The following is a 16721-nucleotide window of genomic DNA, read 5'->3' as shown; positions in this document are numbered from 1 at the left end:
CATACTCGCCGTCGTGATCGGGGGCTGGTCCCCCGCGAAGACGGGAACGGGCGCGATGCGCTATTCGGTGTTCAGCGTGCTGGGCCAGGCCCTGCGCGGCCAGCGGGACTGGAAGCCCCAGTGGCGCGATGTGGGGCCGCGCTCCGACTACGACGTGGTCATCGTCGGCGGCGGCGGCCACGGGCTCGCGACGGCCTATTACCTGGCCAAGGAGCACGGCATCACCAACGTCGCCGTGCTGGAGAAGAGCCATGTCGGCTCCGGCAATGTCGGCCGCAACACCACGATCATCCGCTCGAATTACGGCCTGCCCGGCAACATCCCCTTCTACGAGCATTCGATGAAGCTCTGGGAGGGCCTGGAGCGGGACATCAACTACAACGCCATGGTCAGCCAGCGCGGCGTGCTGAACCTGTACCATACCGACGGCCAGCGCGACGCCTATGCCCGCCGCGGCAACGCCATGCGCATGGCCGGCATCGATGCCGAGCTGCTCGACCGGGAGCAGGTGCGGGGCATGGTGCCCTTCATCGATTTCGAGAATGCCCGCTTCCCCGTGAAGGGCGGCCTGCTGCAGCGGCGCGGCGGCACCGTGCGCCACGACGCGGTGGCCTGGGGCTATGCCCGCGCCGCCGACCAGCGCGGCGTCGACATCGTCCAGAACTGCGCCGTGACCGGCATCCGCCGCGAGAACGGCCGCGTCACCGGCGTCGAGACGAGCCGGGGCTTCATCGGCGCCAGGAAGGTGGCCCTGTCGGTGGCGGGCTCCTCCTCGCTGCTCGCGGCCATGGCGGGCCTGCGCCTGCCGATCGAGAGCCACGTGCTGCAGGCCTTCGTCAGCGAGGGCGTGAAGCCGCTCATCGATTGCGTGATGACCTTCGGCGCCGGCCATTTCTACGTCAGCCAGTCCGACAAGGGCGGCCTCGTCTTCGGCGGCGACATCGACGGCTATAATTCCTACGCCCAGCGCGGCAACCTCGCGACCATCGAGGACGTGATGGAGGGCGGCATGGCGCTCTGGCCGGGGCTCGGCCGCCTGCGGCTCCTGCGCCACTGGGGCGGCATCATGGACATGTCGATGGACGGCTCGCCGATCATCGACCGCACCCCGATCGACGGCCTCTATCTCAATGCCGGCTGGTGCTACGGCGGCTTCAAGGCGACGCCGGCGGCGGGCTTCTGCTTCGCCCACACCATCGCCCGGGACGAGCCGCATCCGGTCAGCGCCGCCTTCCGGCTCGACCGCTTCGCCACCGGCCGGATCATCGACGAGAAGGGCATGGGCGCCCAGCCCAACCTGCACTGATCTGATGTTCCCTCCCCGGGCGGGGAGGGGCTTGTCTTCAACAGGACGAAGAGCCATGCGCATCCGATGCCCCTATTGCGGGGAGCGCGACAACGGCGAGTTCAGCTATCTCGGCGACGCCGCCCCGGTCCGGCCGGATGGCCTCGAAGCCACCGCCGAAGCCATGCACGACTATGTCTATCTGCGCGACAACGTCGCCGGAGAGACCCGCGAGCTCTGGTACCACGCCGCCGGCTGCCGCTCCTGGCTCGTCGTGACCCGCGACACCCGCACCCACGCGATCACCGATGTCGTCCCGGCCCGGGACGCGGCCCGGCATCGCGCCGCGGCGCAGGCAGGGAGCGCCGACCATGCTTGAGAAGACCCCCGATTTTCCGCCGGCCTCCCCGGTTCGGGCGGCAACGACCCAGCCCTTCCGCCGGGCGACCGGCGGGGCCATCGACCGGCGCCGCGCCCTCGACTTCACCTTCGACGGCAAGACCTTCTCCGGCTTCCAGGGCGACACGCTGGCCTCGGCGCTGCTCGCCAACGGCGTGCGGCTGGTCGGGCGCTCGTTCAAGTATCACCGCCCCCGCGGCATCCTGAGCGCGGGCTCCGAGGAGCCGAACGCCCTGGTCGAGCTGCGCTCGGGCGCCCGGCGCGAGCCCAACACCCGCGCCACGGTGGCGGAGCTGTATCAGGGCCTCGAGGCGGCGAGCCAGAATCGCTGGCCCTCCCTGCGCTACGACGCCCTGGAGGTGAACGCCCTGGCCGCGCCGATCTTCGCCGCCGGCTTCTACTACAAGACCTTCATGTGGCCGTCCTCCCTCTGGGAGAAGCTCTACGAGCCGATGATCCGCCGCGCCGCGGGCCTCGGCCACGCGGCCGACGCCCCCGATCCGGATCATTACGAGCGGGCCTATGCCCATTGCGATCTGCTCGTGATCGGCGGCGGGGCGGCCGGTCTCTCGGCGGCGCTCGCCGCGGGCCGGGCCGGCGCCCGGGTCATCCTGGTCGACGAGGATTTCGCGCTGGGCGGCCGGCTGCTCGCCGAGCGGCGGGAGATCGACGGCCGCCCGGCCGCCGAATGGGCCGCCGCCGTCATCGCCGAGCTGGAGAGCCTGCCCGAGGTGCGGCTGATGCCGCGCACCACCCTGTTCGGCGTCTACGACCACGGCGCCTATGGCGCGGTCGAGCGCGTCTCCGACCACCTGCCGGTGCCGCCCGCGCACCAGCCGCGCCAGCGCTCCTGGCGGATCACGGCCAAGCGCGCGGTGCTCGCCGCCGGCGCCCTCGAGCGTCCCCACGTCTTCGGCGGCAACGACCGGCCGGGCGTGATGCTCGCCGGCGCGATGCGGACCTATCTCAACCGCTACGGCGTGCTGCCGGGCCGCAACCTCGCCGTCTTCACCTCCAGCGACGACGGCTGGCGCACGGTGGCCGACATCGCCGCCGCGGGCGGGCGCCTCGCCGCGGTGATCGACACCCGCACCGAGGTGTCGCCGGAGCTGCGCCGCGCGGCCGAGTCCGCCGGTGCCCGGGTGTTCCTGGGCGGCTACGTCGCCGGCACCAAGGGGCGGCTGGGGCTCACCGGCATCGAGGTCGTCGATGCGGCGGGCCACGCCCTGACGATCCCCTGCGACGGGCTCGCCATGGCCAATGGCTGGAATCCGATCGTCCATCTCGACTCGCATCTCTCCCGCAAGCCGGTCTGGAACGAGGCGGTCCACGCCTTCGTGCCGGGCACGCTGCCCTCCGGCTTCGTCGCGGCGGGTGCCGCCGCCGGACGCTTCAGCCTCTCCGAGGCCCTGGAGACGGGCGCCGAAGCCGGCCGCGCGGCGGCCGAGGCCTGCGGCTTCACCGCCGCGGCCGCTCCGACGCCGACGACGGATCCCGAGCATCTCGGCCATGTCCCGCTCTGGCGGGTGCCGAAGCCGAAGGGCAAGGCCTTCGTCGACTTCCAGAACGACGTGGCCGCCACCGACGTGGAGCTCGCCCATCGCGAGGGCTTCCGCGCGGTCGAGCTCCTGAAGCGCTACACCACCCTCGGCATGGCGACCGATCAGGGCAAGACCTCGAACCTCGCCGGCCTGTCGATCATGGCGGAGCTGACGGGCAAGCCGATCCCGGCGGTGGGCACCACCGTGTTCCGCCCGCCCTTCACCCCGGTGGCGATCGGGGCGCTGGCCGGCCATCACCGCGGCAAGGCGTTCCGCGCCACGCGGCACACCCCGTCCCATGCCTGGGCGGAGCGGCAGGGCGCCGTCTTCGTCGAGGTCGGGCAGTGGCTGCGCGCGGCCTATTTCCCGAAGGCCGGGGAGACCGACTGGCTGCAGACCGTGAACCGCGAGGTCACGACCGTGCGCAGCCAGGTGGGGCTGTGCGACGTCAGCACCTTCGGCAAGATCGACATCCAGGGCCGCGACGCCCTCGCCTTCATCGAGAAGGTCTGCGCCAACCCCTTCGGCACGCTCGCCATCGGCAAGGCCCGCTACGCCCTGCTCCTGCGGGAGGACGGCCTGGTCCTCGACGACGGCACCATCGCCCGGCTCGCCGAGCGCCACTTCGTGATGACGGCCTCGACCGCCCACGCGGCCAAGGTGATGCAGCACCTCGAATTCTGCCGGCAGTGGCTCTGGCCGGAGCTCGACGTGCAGCTCGCCACGGTGAGCGAGCAATGGGCCCAGTTCGCGGTGGCCGGCCCCCGTTCCCGCGACACCCTGCGCGCCGTGGTCGATCCGGGCTTCGACCTCTCCAACGAGGCCTTCCCGTTCCTGGCCAGCGCCGAGATCACGGTGGGCGGCGGCATCCCGGCGCGGCTGTTCCGCATCTCCTTCTCCGGCGAGCTCGCCTACGAGATCGCGGTGCCGGCGGCCTATGGCGAGGCCGCCTGGGAGGCGATCCTGGCCGCGGGCGCGCCCCACGGCATCATTCCCTACGGCACCGAGGCGCTCTCGGTGATGCGCATCGAGAAGGGCCACGCGGCCGGTGCCGAGATCAACGGCCAGACCACGGCCGGGGACCTCGGGCTGGGCGGCATGCTCGCCAAGAAGAAGGACTATGTCGGCCGCCTGCTGAAGGAGCGCGCGGGCCTGACCGAGCCGGACCGCCCGACGCTCGTCGGCTTCAAGCCGGTCGACCGGAGCCAGCGCCTGCGCGCCGGCGCCCATTTCCTGGCCCTCGGCGCGAGCCCGAGCCTGGAGGCGGACGAGGGCTACATGACCTCGGTGGCCCATTCCCCGAGCCTCGGCCACTGGATCGGGATCGGCCTGATCAAGCGCGGGCCGGCGCGCATCGGCGAGCGGGTGCGGGCCTACGATCCCGTCCGCGGCGGCGACATCGAGGTCGAGATCTGCCCGCCCGTCTTCGTGGACCCGAAGGAGGAGAAGCTGCGTGCCTGAGATCGCGACCACCTGGCGGCCCCGCAGCGCCTGGGCCGGCTCTGCCAAGGCCGGACGGCTCGGGCGCTCCACCGGCGAGGCCGGTGTCCGCCTGACCCTGCGCGACCATCTCGGCCTCGCCACGATCCTCGTCGCGGACGGCCAGGAGGCCGCGCTGGCGGAGAAGATCCGCGAGATCCTCCGGCTCGACCTGCCCGCACCGGGCCGGACGCTGTTCACGGGGACGACCGGTCTGGTCTGGTCCGGCCCGGGCCAGTGGCTCGCCGTGGCCGAGGACCGCGGCGCCTTCGCGGCGCTGCCGGCGGCGCTGGCCGGCATCGCCTCGGTCACCGACCAGTCGGACGGCCGCGCCGTGGTCCGCGTCTCCGGGCGCGATGCCCGGGTGGCGCTCGCCAAGGGCGTGTCCCTGGACCTGCATCCCCGCGCCTTCCACGCCGGCCACGCGGCGGTCACCAGCATCGCCCATATCGGCGCGCAGCTCTGGCAGGTGAGCGAGGCCCCGGTTTACGACATCGCCGTGGCGCGCAGCTTCGCCGGCAGCTTCTGGTCCTGGCTCGCGGATTCCTCCGCCGAATTCGGCTGCGAGGTCGTGGCCTGAGCCGATTCCCGCCCGAGCCCCGGCTCGGGCGGTCGTTTCCGGCGGCCGGCCATGGTCGCCGCTCCGATCGCGCCGGCCGCCGTCGCGCATCGTCGAGAACCACCGGCGCCGCCGCCGTCGTTCCGGACCGGGTGGGCCACGGCCAGCCTCTCACCAGCCTGCCGGAAAAGATCTCCCGCCGCCCGCACAATCCTCGGGAAATGTCTCTTCAGATTGTTTCTTGCTCTTAAATGCAACTAGAAGATGCCTTTCCGAAAAATTCGCCAGCCGACGCAATTCTCGCGGTCGAGATCTGAATTATAATCAGTCTAATGCGATATATTGCACTGCACAAAATCTCTTGCGCAGCGCAGCAAAGCTGTTATGGCCGCCGACCGAGAATAGTGGAGAAAGGCAGGCCGATGACCGAGAACGTGCGACTGATGCAGGAGATCGAGGACCGGAAGGTCTTCAATCGTCGCAAGTTCCTCGAATTCCTGGCGGCGAGCCCGGTCGTGCTGCCCGGCGCGGCCGGTGCCCTCGGCGGCGCCTCCCTGCTCGGCGGCGGCGCCCTGGCCCAGAGCTACGACGTGCTGCGCCAGTCGCCCGGCAATGTCGGCGAGATCATCGACCAGCCGAACCAGGCGCTCGACGTGTTCGATTTCGAGCCGGCCGCCAAGAAGGCGCTGCCCCCGGCCCATTTCGGCTACCTCGCCAGCGGCGTCGATTCGGACGCCACGCTGAAGGCGAACCGTGACGGCTTCGACCACATCCGCATCCGGGTGCGCCGCCTGATCGACGCCCGCAAGATCGACACCAGCGTGAAGATCTTCGGCGAGACCTGGGCGAGCCCGATCGCGCTGGCCCCCGTCAGCAGCCAGGGCGCCTTCCACCCCGAGGCCGAGGCGGCGGTCGCCCGCGCGGCCAAGGCCAAGGGCCACCAGATGATCCTCTCGACGGTGGGCAGCACCGCCATCGAGGACGTGATCAAGGAGCGCGGCGCGCCGGTCTGGTACATGCTCTACCCGACCGACGACTGGGCGGTGACCGAGGCCCTGGTGAAGCGCGCCGAGGCTGCGGGCGCCCCGGCCATCGTGCTCACCGTCGACCGCCAGGGCGGCCGCAATACCGAGACCCTGTTCCGCGCCCGCCGCCTCGACACCCGCACCTGCACGGATTGCCACACGCCGGGCTTCAAGAACGAGGTCAGCCGCAAGCCGATGTTCGACGGCCTCGACGTGTCGAAGGTGACGAACCTCTACGGCACCGGCATGACCTGGGACTACGTGAAGCGCCTGCGCGGCATCGTGAAGGGCAAGCTCGTCCTCAAGGGCATCGTCACCGGCGAGGATGCCAAGCTCGCCCTGACCCACGGCGTCGACGGCCTGATCGTCTCCAACCACGGCGGCCGGGCCGAGGAGAGCCTGCAATCGACCATCGGCGCCCTGCCGGAGGTGGTCGCGGCGGTGAACGGCAAGATCCCGGTTCTGGTGGACAGCGGCTTTCGCCGCGGCACCGACGTGCTCAAGGGCCTCGCCCTGGGCGCCACCGCGGTCTGCATCGGCCGGCCCTATTGCTGGGGCCTCGCCGCCTTCGGCCAGCCCGGCGTCGAGACCGTGCTGACCATCATGCAGCGGGAATTCGAGACGATCATGCGCCAGGTCGGCGCCACCAAGATCTCCGAAATCACCGCCGCCAGCGTCAGCGGCCGCGCCTGAGGCGCCTTCCGGCGGAGCCGCACCTCTCCTCCTCCAGCGAGGACGGAGAGGTGCGCCCTTCGCGCGGAGGTCAGATCCGGCAGGCGCCGGCCAGGGCCTCGTTCTCGGCCTGGCTGAACAGGCGCGAGCGGATGTGGAAGCGCTTCTCGCGGCCGTTCTCCAGGGAGAACATGCCGCCGCGGCCGGGCACCACGTCGAGGATGATGTGGGTGTGCTTCCAGACCTCGAACTGCGAGCGCGAGATGAAGAAATCCGCGCCGCCGACCTGGCCGAGATGCACGTCGGCGTCGCTGGTGAGGAAGTCGCCCACCGGGTAGCACATCGGCGAGGAGCCGTCGCAGCAGCCGCCTGACTGGTGGAACATCACCGGCCCGTAATCCGCCTTCAGCTCCGCGATCAGCTCCAGGGCCGCGGGGGTCGCGGTCACCCGCAGGGGCGTGCCGGCCGTGTCGGCCTGCTCGGCGGTGACGGGGTCGACGGCCTCGGCCGCCGGAGGGGGCTGTTCGGTCATGCTGCGTCTCCCTGACTGGCGTCTCGTCCTCATCTGAGCCTCGGGGCGGAAAATTCCACGCCGCCGCGCCCTTCGACAAAAAACCCCGGCCTTGCGGCCGGGGTCGAGGTCGTCTCGGGTCTGAGGTCTCTCAGAAGAAGCCGAGCTTCTTCGGGGAGTAGGACACCAGCAGGTTCTTGGTCTGCTGGTAATGGTCGAGCATCATCTTGTGCGTCTCGCGGCCGATGCCGGACTGCTTGTAGCCGCCGAAGGCCGCGTGGGCCGGGTAGGCGTGGTAGCAGTTCGTCCAGACGCGGCCGGCCTGGATCGCCCGGCCGAAGCGGTAGGCGCGGGTCCCGTCGCGGGTCCAGACGCCGGCGCCGAGGCCGTAGAGCGTGTCGTTGGCGATGGAGAGCGCCTCGGCGTCGTCCTTGAAGGTCGTCACCGAGAGAACCGGGCCGAAGATCTCCTCCTGGAAGATCCGCATCTTGTTGTGGCCCTTGAACACGGTCGGCTTCATGTAGAAGCCGCCGGCCAGATCGCCCTCGCGGGTGCCGCGCTCACCGCCGGTGAGGCATTCGGCGCCCTCCTGCTTGCCGATATCGACGTAGCTCAGGATCTTCTCGAGCTGCTCCGAGGAGGCCTGGGCGCCGATCATGGTCGCCGGGTCGAGGGGGCTCCCTTGCGTGATCGCCTCGACGCGCTTGACGGCGCGCTCGATGAAGCGGTCGTAGATCGACTCGTGCACCAGCGCGCGGCTGGGGCAGGTGCAGACCTCGCCCTGGTTGAGGGCGAACATGGTGAAGCCCTCGAGGGCCTTGTCGAAGAAGTCGTCGTCCTCGTTGGCCACGTCGGCGAAGAAGATGTTCGGCGACTTGCCGCCCAGCTCCAGCGTCACCGGGATCAGGTTCTGCGAGGCGTATTGCATGATGAGGCGGCCGGTGGTCGTCTCACCGGTGAAGGCGATCTTGGCGATGCGCGGGTTCGAGGCGAGCGGCTTGCCGGCCTCCAGACCGAAGCCGTTGACGACGTTGACCACGCCCGGGGGCAGCAGGTCGCCGATCAGCTCCAGCACCACCAGGATCGAGGCCGGGGTCTGCTCGGCGGGCTTCAGGACGACGCAGTTGCCGGCGGCGAGGGCGGGCGCCAGCTTCCAGACGGCCATCAGGATCGGGAAGTTCCACGGGATGATCTGGCCGACGACGCCCAGCGGCTCGTGGAAGTGATAGGCGACCGTGTCGTGGTCGATCTCGGAGATCGCGCCTTCCTGCGCCCGCACGCAGCTGGCGAAGTAGCGCCAATGGTCGATGGCGAGCGGGATGTCGGCGGCCATGGTCTCGCGGATCGGCTTGCCGTTGTCCCAGGTCTCGGCCAGCGCGATCAGATCGAGGTTCTCCTCCATCCGGTCGGCGATCTTGTTGAGGATGCGGGCGCGCTCGGCCGGGGCGGTGCGGCCCCAGGCTTCCTTGGCGGCATGCGCGGCGTCCAGCGCCTTCTCGATGTCCTGCGCGTCGGAGCGGGCGACCTCGCAGACCACCTTGCCGGTGATCGGGGAGGTGTTCTCGAAGTAGCGGCCGGCGGCCGGGGCGACCCACTGGCCGCCGATGAAGTTGTCGTAGCGGGCCGAGAAGGGCGACTTCGTCTTGGCGTCGGCGAGAAATTCCGGCTTGTTCATCGCGTTTCCTCCATGGCGTTCTTGAATGGCCGGTGGACGGCTTTCCGCGAGAGAGGAGGCCGATCGAGGGGCCAGATCAAGGTGGACTTTAGGCCAAATCGGTTTTGCAGCGCGGCAAGTCGCGGCGAGACCTGATGATTTCCTTGTAAGATCGGAAACGTTCCAAGGTCAGGTCTCCACCTGCGGTGGCGATGTCTACTCCTGATTATCGCGACTGGCGAGCCCGGGCGGTCAATGGCCGCGGCCGGGCTCCGGCGGGGCGCTCTCCTCGAGGCGCCGGGCCGGCGTGGCGCGCCCGTTCTGGGTGAGACTCAGCCCCGTGGTCCGGCCGACGGCGTCGACCTCGAAGCGGATCCGCGCATCGACCTCCTTGAGGAAGAAGGCCTCCGCGCTCTCCGGATGGAGCGGGAAGCGCGGCTGCCCCGCGAGCTGGATTTGCAGGCGCCCGCCCTCCTGCGTCACCGTGAGGCGCTGCCCGGCGAGGTCGTAGCGGCCGAGATGGGCGGCGAGCCGGGCGGGATCGACCGGGACCTCCCGCGGCGGCGCCAGGGCGGCCTCCGCCTCCTGCGGCTCGACCCGGATCGCGACCTGGTCCTGGCCGTGCTGGTGCCACACCAGCCCGTTGGGCCGCCCGTCGGGCTCGGTGTCCATGGTGATGCGGGCGCCGAGGGCGGTGCAGGCGAAGGTGCGGTCGCTCTCCGGCAGGAAGGGGAAGGCCGGCTGGCCCGTCGCCTGGACGAGGAGGCCGCGCGCGCCGCGGGTCAGGGTCAGGAAGAAGCGCGGCCCGAGCCGGTAGGTGCCGGCATAGCGGTCGAGGATCAGCTCTTCGAGGGCGAGGGGCTCGGGCGCGTCCGCCAGCCCGAGGAACGGAGCGGCGAGCGCCCGGGCGAGGGTCTGGGCCGGGGCGTTCTCGTTGTTGGCGAGCACGATCACCGCGAGCCGTGCTTCCGGGTAATAGTCGGTCTGGGCGAGGAAGCCCGAGACCATGCCGGCATGGGACCAGAGCCGCTGGCCATGCGCCGTGCCGATATACCAGCCGAAGCCGTAGCCCCGGCCGCCATCCTCGCCCATGGCGGCAAGCGAGGTTCGGGAGATCACCCGCCCGCCGAACAGGGCCTCGTCCCAGGCGAGCAGGTCGTCCACGGTGGAATAGAGGCCGCCTGCCGCATAGGCCGCGCCCACGGGAAGCGGCGGGGCGTTGCGCCATTGCCCGTGCCAGAAGCGGTAGCCCCGGGCGCGCCGGGGCAGCACGGCGGAGAGGTCGTCGTAGCCGGTCTGCGTGAGCCCGGCCGGCGCCAGGACATGCTCGGCGAGGTAGCGGGGATAGGGCGCGCCGGAGGCGGCCTCGATCACCAGGCCGAGCAGCAGGTAATTGGTGTTGCTGTACTCGACCCGCGTGCCCGGCGCGAAGAGCAGGGCCTCCTTCGCCACGCTGGCGAGGATCGCCCGCGGCGGCGGCTCCAGCCGCGCCGTGGTGGCGAGGTAGTCCGGCATGGCCGTGTAGTTGACGATGCCCGATGTGTGCCCGAGCAGGTGGCGCAGCCGCACCTTCGCCCAGGCCGGAGGCAGATCGGGCAGGAAGCGCGCCACGGGATCGTCGAGGGTGAGTTTGCCGGCCTCCGCGAGGAGCAGGATGGCGGCGGCGGTGAATTGCTTGGTGAGCGAGCCGATGCGGAAATGCGTGTCGGGGGTGTTGGCGATGCCCCATTCCCGGTCGGCGAGCCCATAGGCCTGCCGGAACAGCGGTTTGCCGTCCCGCGCCACCAGGACCACGCCCGACATCAGCCCCGCCTCCCGGTAGGGCTCGACCAAGGCCGCCGCCCGGGTCTCGGGGGCGGCGTCGTCCCCCGCGGCCCGCGCCGTCATCGGCAGCGCCGGCAGGAGGAGGGACAGGGCCAGGCGGAGCAGCCAGGCGGCATGGGTCACGGGCCTCCGATCCTCCGGTCTTCGTCCGAGGCGTCCCCGAGACGGGATGTGCGCTTCGGCACGGTGCCGGCAAGGGGGCGCCCGCCATCCCGGTCCGGATCACGGTTTCGCCCCGAGCGGGTGGCACGCAACCCTGGCTGGTCGGTGCGGTGTCCTTCGGAGCGTCCGCCAGCCTCCTGCACGTGGAACCGACAGCAGAGGCAGATCCATGACGACCACCGCGCGCATCCTGCTCGCTGCCGCCCTCGCGGCCGGGAGCCTCGCCCCCGCCTCCGCGCTTCTCGAGGGCTCGGCGGCCTGGGCCCAATCCAGGGCCGCGGCGGCGCCGGCCAAGGCCCCCGCGCCGCCCAAGGAGGTCGCGCTGACCCAGGCGCAGATCGACGGGATCGTCGCCGCGCAGGGCGAGCTCGCCAAGGTCTCCTCCGCCGGCGACGGCGAGAAGCCCGATCCCAAGGCCAAGGCCGCGGTCGAGGCCATCGTGAAGAAGAACGGCTTTGCCGGCCTCGACGATTTCCAGGGGGCGGCCGACAGCGTCGAGGCGGTGCTCGACGGGGTCGATCCGGAGACGAAGGCCTATGTCGGCGTGGCGCCGCTCCTCAGGAAGCAGATCGCGGCCGTCGAGGCCGACAAGGCCATGCCCGCCAAGGACAAGGCCGCGGCGCTCAAGGAACTGAGGCAGGCGCTCGCCCAGGGCGAGCCCTCCCAGCCCTCGGAGGGCAACATCGCCCTGGTCACGAGGAACTACGACACGCTCGCCGCCGTGATGGGCGAGGGGCAGGGCCAGGAATAACGCCGCGCTTCTCTCCCGGGCATTTCCGGGAGAAGGACGTTCTCCCATCGTGACGCCGCATCCGGGGCCGGATGCGGCTCTCTTCGTTCCGCCCCCCGTTTCCGTCCGAACCGGCCTCGTTCGCCGCGAAAGCACCGCCCGTGACCGCACCCTTCCGGCCCGCGCCCGGCCGTCCCGTCCTTCCCCCCGGCAACCCGGTCTCCCCCGGGGATCCGGCCGGGGCGCCGCCCTGGGACGGGCCCCGCTTCGGCGAGTTCGTCGCCATCGTCGCCCTGATGATGGCGGTCACCGCCATGTCGATCGACAACCTGCTGCCGGCCTTCCCGGCGATCCGCGAGCGCTTCGGCGTGGCCGATCCCAACCACCTGCAGCTCCTCGTCTATGTCTACATGATCGGCTTCGCGGTGGGGCAGATCGTCTACGGCCCGGTCTCGGACGCCCTGGGGCGGCGGCGCGTGCTGCTCGCGAGCCTCGCGATCTACGTCGTCGCCTGCCTCGCGGCGATGGTGGCGCCGACCTATGGCTGGCTGCTCGCGGCGCGGGTGGTGCAGGGCGTGGGCGCCGCTGGGGGACGGGTGCTCTCCACCGCCATCGTGCGCGACCGCTTCGCCGGCCGGCAGATGGCGAGCGTGATGTCGCTCATCATGATGGTGTTCCTGATCGTGCCGATGATCGCCCCGGCGATCGGCTCGACCATGCTGCTCCTCGGCTCCTGGCACTGGGTCTTCGTGTCGATGCTGGCGCTCTCGGGCCTGCTCGTGCTCTGGTTCACGACGCGCATGCCGGAGACCCTGCATCCCGAGTACCGGCGGCCGCTCTCGCTGAAGGCGACCTGGGAGGCGGTGAAGATCACCCTGCGCACCCGCGTCGCCGTGGGCTACGCCACGGCGCTCGGCCTGCTCACCGGCTGCATCATGGGCTATGTCGGCTCGGCCGAGCAGGTCTTCGATTCCGGGCTCTATCATCTCGGCGGGCTGTTCCCGCTCGCCTTCGCGGCGGTGGCGGGCGCCATGGGCGCGGCCACCCTCGTCAATGCCCGGGTGGTGCAGCGGCTCGGCATGCGCACCCTGTCCCATGCCGGCGTCATCGCCTTCACCGCGGTCGCCCTGGTGCAGGTCGGCATCGGGCTCGCCTATCACGGCCACCCGCCCCTGTGGCTGTTCATGGCGGTGCTCTGCGCCAACCAGTTCATGATCAGCTTCGCCATGCCGAACTTCAACGCCCTGGCGCTGCAGCCCCTCGGGGCGGTGGCGGGCACCGCCTCCTCCTTCCTCGGCTTCTACACGACCCTGCTCGGGGCGGCGGGCGGCGCGATCATCGGCCAGACCTTCGACGGCACGGTGATGCCGGTCGGCCTCGGCTACGCCGTGCTCGGCGGCGCGGCCTTCCTCGTCGTGCTGTGGACGGAGCGCGGGAAACTGTTTCGGGCGGGCGTTTCCGGTTGAGGACGCGGAAGGCTTAACCGCTCCTTCAACGCCTGCGCGCAAGCCTGACATCCGCCTCATCCTGCGCGGAGTTGCCCTCGTGACCGGTCGTGCCCAGAACGGCGTGCTCCTCGCCTCGCGGCTGCTGATGGCGGCGGCCCTGCTGCCGACGGGGATCGCCCGGGCGCTCAACGTCTCGGGCTTCGCGCTCACCCTGGCCAGTGCCGGCATGCCCGCGCCCAACGCCGTCGCCACCGCGGCGGTGGTCGTCCAGGTGTTCGGGCCGCTCGCGGTCATCCTCGGGGTGATGCCGCGGATCACCGGCTTCGCCATGGCCGGCTTCGTGGCGGCGATGGCGGGGCTGCTGCACCCGTTCTGGCTCTATGCCGGCGGCAGCGCCGTGGTGGAGCGCAGCTTCCTGCTCGCCGATCTCGGGCTCGCCGGCGCCTTCCTGATGTACGCGATGACCGGCCCCGGCGCCTGGAGCTGGCAGGGCCTGCGCCGCGGCGGATCCGCGCCGGCCCGCGCCCCGGCCAAGGCGGCCCCGCGCTCCGGCGCCAAGGCGGGCGGGGCTAAGCGTGCCCCCGGCCGCGCTCCGGCCCGGGCGGCGGCGTGAGCGGGGCCAGGGTCGCGGGCGCGCCGTCGGCGGGGCGCACCACCGCGATCCTGTGACCGGAGACCTCGTCGCCCGCATCCGGCGCGAGGCCGCGGAACACGAAGAACGAGCCCGCCGAGATCAGCGCCACCGCGAGGAAGGCGAGGGGGAAGTCGTCCGCCGTGAGGCCGGCATGGCCGTGCCAGGCCGCGGTGCCCTCGAGCGCCAGGGCGCCGAGGGTCACGCCGAGGCTCAAGGAGATCTGCTGCGCCACGCTGGCGAGGCTGGTCGCCGCGCTCATCTCCCTCTGCTCCAGGTCGGCATAGGCGATGGCGTTCACGCAGGTGAATTGCAGCGAGCGCACGCAGCCGCCGACGAGCAGCACCGCCACGATGATCCCGTGCGGCGTCTGCGCCGTGAACAGCCCGTTGGCGGCGAGGAAGGCCGAGGCGATCAGCGCGTTGGCCACCATCACCCGGCGGAAGCCGTAGGCCCGCAGGATGCGGGGGCCGACGATCTTGATCAGCATGGCGCCGGCGGCCGCGGCGAAGGTGATCAGGCCGGAGCGCAGGGGATCGAGCCCGAAGCCGATCTGCAGCATCAGCGGCAGCAGGAAGTGGATCGCCCCCGTGCCGATGCGGAACAGCGAGCCGCCGGTCACCGCCGCCCGGAAGGTGGCGTGGCGCAGGAGGTCGAGCCGGATCACCGGATGCGCCACCCGCCGGGAATGGCGCAGGTAGAGCCCGATCAGCCCCGCGCCGGCGGCGATGCAGGCCCAGGACACCCAATCCGGCAGGAGATGCCGCCCGGTCGAGGCGAGCCCGAGCATCAGGCTCGCGAGCCCCGCCCCGGAGAGCAGGAAGCCCAGGCCGTCGAGGGGCGGGCGCTCGTCCTCGCGCAGGTCCTCGAAAAACAGGGTCGCGAGCAGGAGGCCGGCGAGCCCGATCGGGATGTTGATGAAGAAGATCCAGCGCCAGTCGAAATAGGTGGTGATGAAGCCCCCGAGCGGCGGGCCGATGATCGGCCCGATCAGGGCGGGGATGGTCAGGTAGGCCAGCGCCCCGACGAGCTCGGATTTCGGCACGCTGCGCAGGATCACCAGGCGCCCGACCGGCACCATCATCGCCCCGCCGATCCCCTGCAGGAAGCGCGCGCCCACGAAGCCGGCCAGGGACCCGGCCCCCGCGCAGGCGAGGGAGCCCGCCATGAACACGCAGAGCGCCGCGCGGAACACGTTGCGCGCCCCCCAGCGGTCGGCCGCCCAGCCGGAGACGGGGATGAAGATCGCGAGGCTCACGAGATAGGCGGTGAGCGCCAGCTTCAGGGCGATCGGGTCCTCGCCGAGGCTCTTGGCGATGGCCGGCAGCGCCGTGGCGATCACCGTGGAATCGGTGTTCTCCATGAAGAGCGCGGTGGCGACGACGAGGGGGACGATCTGGGCGGGACGCATCGGGAGCGAAAGGCCCTTCGAGGCCCGTGGGTTGCAAGCCCGTACGCCCCCTTGGCGGCTGCGTGAAAGTCACGCGGGATGAAAGACGCGTTTCGGACGTGGCCGGTTTTTCGTGGCGGATCAGTCACATGCGCAAACCGATGGTTCACGCTGCCCTGCGCCGCCGCTTCCGCGGGTCACGGGCTTGTGGTTAAGCTCACGACGGCGTGATCGAGGGGCCTGGCTCCGGCGAGGCGCCGCCCGGAGCCGGTGCCCCCGCGCCGGCTCTGAAAAAATCCCGCGAAAGAGACAGGCTGTCCGTGCGGCTCGAACACACCCGCTCCTTCTGTCGCGCCGCGGGCCTGGCCGTGGGCCTGGCGCTCGCCCTGTCGGGCTGCGGCGACGTCGTGCTGACGGACGGGCGCAGCCTGTCGAGCGCCGCGCGCCTCGTGGCGAGCGACGAGGTCGCCTCCGAGGCCCGGCTGTTCATCGACTATCCGGTGGTGTCCCGCGCCCGCACGGTGCGTATCATCCCCACCGCCTTCCCCGAGACCGTCTCCCGCCCGGGCCTGACGCCGGCCGAGCGCAAGCTCGTCGCCAATGCCACCGACCGGGCGCTCTGCTACGAGCTCTCGCTGAAATACGACGTGGTCAGCCACGGCAAGGCGGACCTCACCGTGCGCTCGACCATCTCGCGGGTCGATCTCACCAACGTGCCGGCGGCGGGCTCCACGGTCGGGCTCTCGGCGGCGATCACTATCGCCGGGCAGGTCGGCATCGGCTTCGCCGACGCGATCGGCAAGGTGCCGGTGCCGCGGGTGCCGATCGGCCTCGGCAGCCTCACGGTGGAGGCGGAGGTGCTCGATGCCCGCAACCGCCAGCGCGCGGCCATGATCTGGGGCGGCGCGGCCAACGCCTTCACCAATCAGGCCCGCTTCTCCGCGGTCAGCGACGCCTACGACCTCGCCGGCGAGTTCGGCCAGGATTTCGGCTCCTACCTCGTCAACGGCGTCGACCCGTTCAAGGCGCCCCTCGGCATCCCGAGCTACGACCGCGTGCGCATCACCACCCTCGGCGAGGCGCCCCTGGACCCGGACTGCGAGGCTTTCGGCCGGGCGCCGGGCGTCGACGGCATCATCGGCGACTATATCGGCCTGCCGCCCGAATGGACGGACAAGGGCCCGGCCGGCGGCCTGCCGTAGCCCTTCGCGGCCCGGCGCTCTTATTTGGGAGCGGGGCGCCCGGGCGGGACGGGCGGGCATGAGCGCGCCCGCCTCCCTTCCGGGAATGCAGGGCTGACCCGTCGTTTTCCCCCTGTGCAGCGGGCTTGCCGCCTTTGCGTGCGGGAAGGTCGCGTGATACTGGCACGTGCCAATCCGATCCGCCGGCACCAGCAACCTCCGGCGAACGT

13 protein-coding genes are annotated in these 16721 nt (G+C 71.2%); 9 read left to right on the top strand and 4 right to left on the bottom strand.

Features of this window, described 5'->3' with window-relative positions:
- Nucleotides 1-55 precede the first annotated feature (55 nt).
- The 5 genes from MMB17_RS02370 (at nt 56) to MMB17_RS02350 (ending at nt 6981) form a co-directional block, all read left to right on the top strand.
- Nucleotides 56-1306, top strand: coding sequence for a sarcosine oxidase subunit beta family protein (locus MMB17_RS02370; RefSeq protein WP_238311817.1), 1251 nt, complete (start codon nt 56-58; stop codon nt 1304-1306).
- A gap of 55 nt (nt 1307-1361) precedes the next feature.
- Entirely contained in the window at nt 1362-1664 is a 303-nt protein-coding gene (locus MMB17_RS02365; protein ID WP_241100935.1) for a sarcosine oxidase subunit delta, read from the top strand.
- Nucleotides 1657-4686 carry a sarcosine oxidase subunit alpha family protein gene (locus tag MMB17_RS02360; protein WP_241100934.1) on the top strand — a complete coding sequence of 1010 codons (3030 nt, stop codon included), beginning with the start codon at nt 1657-1659 and terminating at the stop codon, nt 4684-4686. Before MMB17_RS02365 ends, MMB17_RS02360 begins: the two co-directional genes overlap by 8 nt.
- The gene (locus tag MMB17_RS02355) at nt 4679-5284 is read left to right on the top strand and encodes a sarcosine oxidase subunit gamma (protein ID WP_241100933.1); all 606 of its coding nucleotides are present in this window, start codon (nt 4679-4681) and stop codon (nt 5282-5284) included. The genes MMB17_RS02360 and MMB17_RS02355 overlap by 8 nt, the downstream gene beginning before the upstream one ends.
- Before the next feature lie 401 nt (nt 5285-5685).
- Nucleotides 5686-6981, top strand: coding sequence for an alpha-hydroxy acid oxidase (locus MMB17_RS02350; protein ID WP_238311813.1), 1296 nt, complete (start codon nt 5686-5688; stop codon nt 6979-6981).
- A gap of 70 nt (nt 6982-7051) precedes the next feature.
- Here the strand turns inward: MMB17_RS02350 and MMB17_RS02345 are convergent, their stop codons facing one another.
- The 3 genes from MMB17_RS02345 to MMB17_RS02335 form a co-directional block, all read right to left on the bottom strand.
- On the bottom strand, nt 7052-7492 hold the full coding sequence (locus tag MMB17_RS02345; protein ID WP_241100932.1) for a DUF779 domain-containing protein: 441 nt from the start codon (nt 7490-7492) through the stop codon (nt 7052-7054).
- Nucleotides 7493-7622: 130 nt separating this feature from the next.
- Nucleotides 7623-9146 (bottom strand): aldehyde dehydrogenase, encoded by a 1524-nt coding sequence (gene adh, locus MMB17_RS02340; RefSeq protein ID WP_241100931.1) that lies wholly within the window; start codon nt 9144-9146, stop codon nt 7623-7625.
- A 231-nt stretch (nt 9147-9377) separates the two neighbouring features.
- Nucleotides 9378-11072, bottom strand: coding sequence for a serine hydrolase (locus MMB17_RS02335; protein ID WP_241100930.1), 1695 nt, complete (start codon nt 11070-11072; stop codon nt 9378-9380).
- Nucleotides 11073-11280: 208 nt separating this feature from the next.
- On the opposite strand from MMB17_RS02335, the gene MMB17_RS02330 reads away from it, so the two are divergent.
- From MMB17_RS02330 to MMB17_RS02320, 3 genes are all read left to right on the top strand, one after another.
- Nucleotides 11281-11862, top strand: coding sequence for a hypothetical protein (locus MMB17_RS02330; protein ID WP_241100929.1), 582 nt, complete (start codon nt 11281-11283; stop codon nt 11860-11862).
- 278 nt (nt 11863-12140) lie between these two features.
- Entirely contained in the window at nt 12141-13307 is a 1167-nt protein-coding gene (locus tag MMB17_RS02325; protein WP_338041787.1) for a multidrug effflux MFS transporter, read from the top strand.
- A 79-nt stretch (nt 13308-13386) separates the two neighbouring features.
- Nucleotides 13387-13902 (top strand): DoxX family protein, encoded by a 516-nt coding sequence (locus tag MMB17_RS02320; RefSeq protein ID WP_241100928.1) that lies wholly within the window; start codon nt 13387-13389, stop codon nt 13900-13902.
- Here the strand turns inward: MMB17_RS02320 and MMB17_RS02315 are convergent.
- Nucleotides 13859-15331, bottom strand: coding sequence for an MFS transporter (locus tag MMB17_RS02315; RefSeq protein WP_241100927.1), 1473 nt, complete (start codon nt 15329-15331; stop codon nt 13859-13861). The genes MMB17_RS02320 and MMB17_RS02315 overlap by 44 nt on opposite strands.
- A gap of 299 nt (nt 15332-15630) precedes the next feature.
- Between MMB17_RS02315 and MMB17_RS02310 the strand changes: the two genes are divergently transcribed.
- Nucleotides 15631-16512 carry a DUF3313 domain-containing protein gene (locus MMB17_RS02310; RefSeq protein WP_420847319.1) on the top strand — a complete coding sequence of 294 codons (882 nt, stop codon included), beginning with the start codon at nt 15631-15633 and terminating at the stop codon, nt 16510-16512.
- Nucleotides 16513-16721: the final 209 nt, after the last annotated feature.

The organism is Methylobacterium organophilum (assembly GCF_022533465.1).
GTDB classification, from domain to species: domain Bacteria; phylum Pseudomonadota; class Alphaproteobacteria; order Rhizobiales; family Beijerinckiaceae; genus Methylobacterium; species Methylobacterium organophilum.
This window is presented reverse-complemented; position numbering and strand designations above follow the sequence as displayed.

Excerpts from the sequence above, each read along its gene's own strand:
- MMB17_RS02370 (WP_238311817.1), top strand. The coding sequence starts at position 56 with ATGCGCTATTCGGTGTTCAGCGTGCTGGGCCAGGCCCTGCGCGGCCAG.
- MMB17_RS02365 (WP_241100935.1), top strand. The coding sequence starts at position 1,362 with ATGCGCATCCGATGCCCCTATTGCGGGGAGCGCGACAACGGCGAGTTC.
- MMB17_RS02360 (WP_241100934.1), top strand. The coding sequence starts at position 1,657 with ATGCTTGAGAAGACCCCCGATTTTCCGCCGGCCTCCCCGGTTCGGGCG.
- MMB17_RS02350 (WP_238311813.1), top strand. The coding sequence starts at position 5,686 with ATGACCGAGAACGTGCGACTGATGCAGGAGATCGAGGACCGGAAGGTC.
- MMB17_RS02345 (WP_241100932.1), bottom strand. The coding sequence starts at position 7,492 with ATGACCGAACAGCCCCCTCCGGCGGCCGAGGCCGTCGACCCCGTCACC.
- adh (WP_241100931.1), bottom strand. The coding sequence starts at position 9,146 with ATGAACAAGCCGGAATTTCTCGCCGACGCCAAGACGAAGTCGCCCTTC.
- MMB17_RS02330 (WP_241100929.1), top strand. The coding sequence starts at position 11,281 with ATGACGACCACCGCGCGCATCCTGCTCGCTGCCGCCCTCGCGGCCGGG.
- MMB17_RS02325 (WP_338041787.1), top strand. The coding sequence starts at position 12,141 with ATGGCGGTCACCGCCATGTCGATCGACAACCTGCTGCCGGCCTTCCCG.
- MMB17_RS02315 (WP_241100927.1), bottom strand. The coding sequence starts at position 15,331 with ATGCGTCCCGCCCAGATCGTCCCCCTCGTCGTCGCCACCGCGCTCTTC.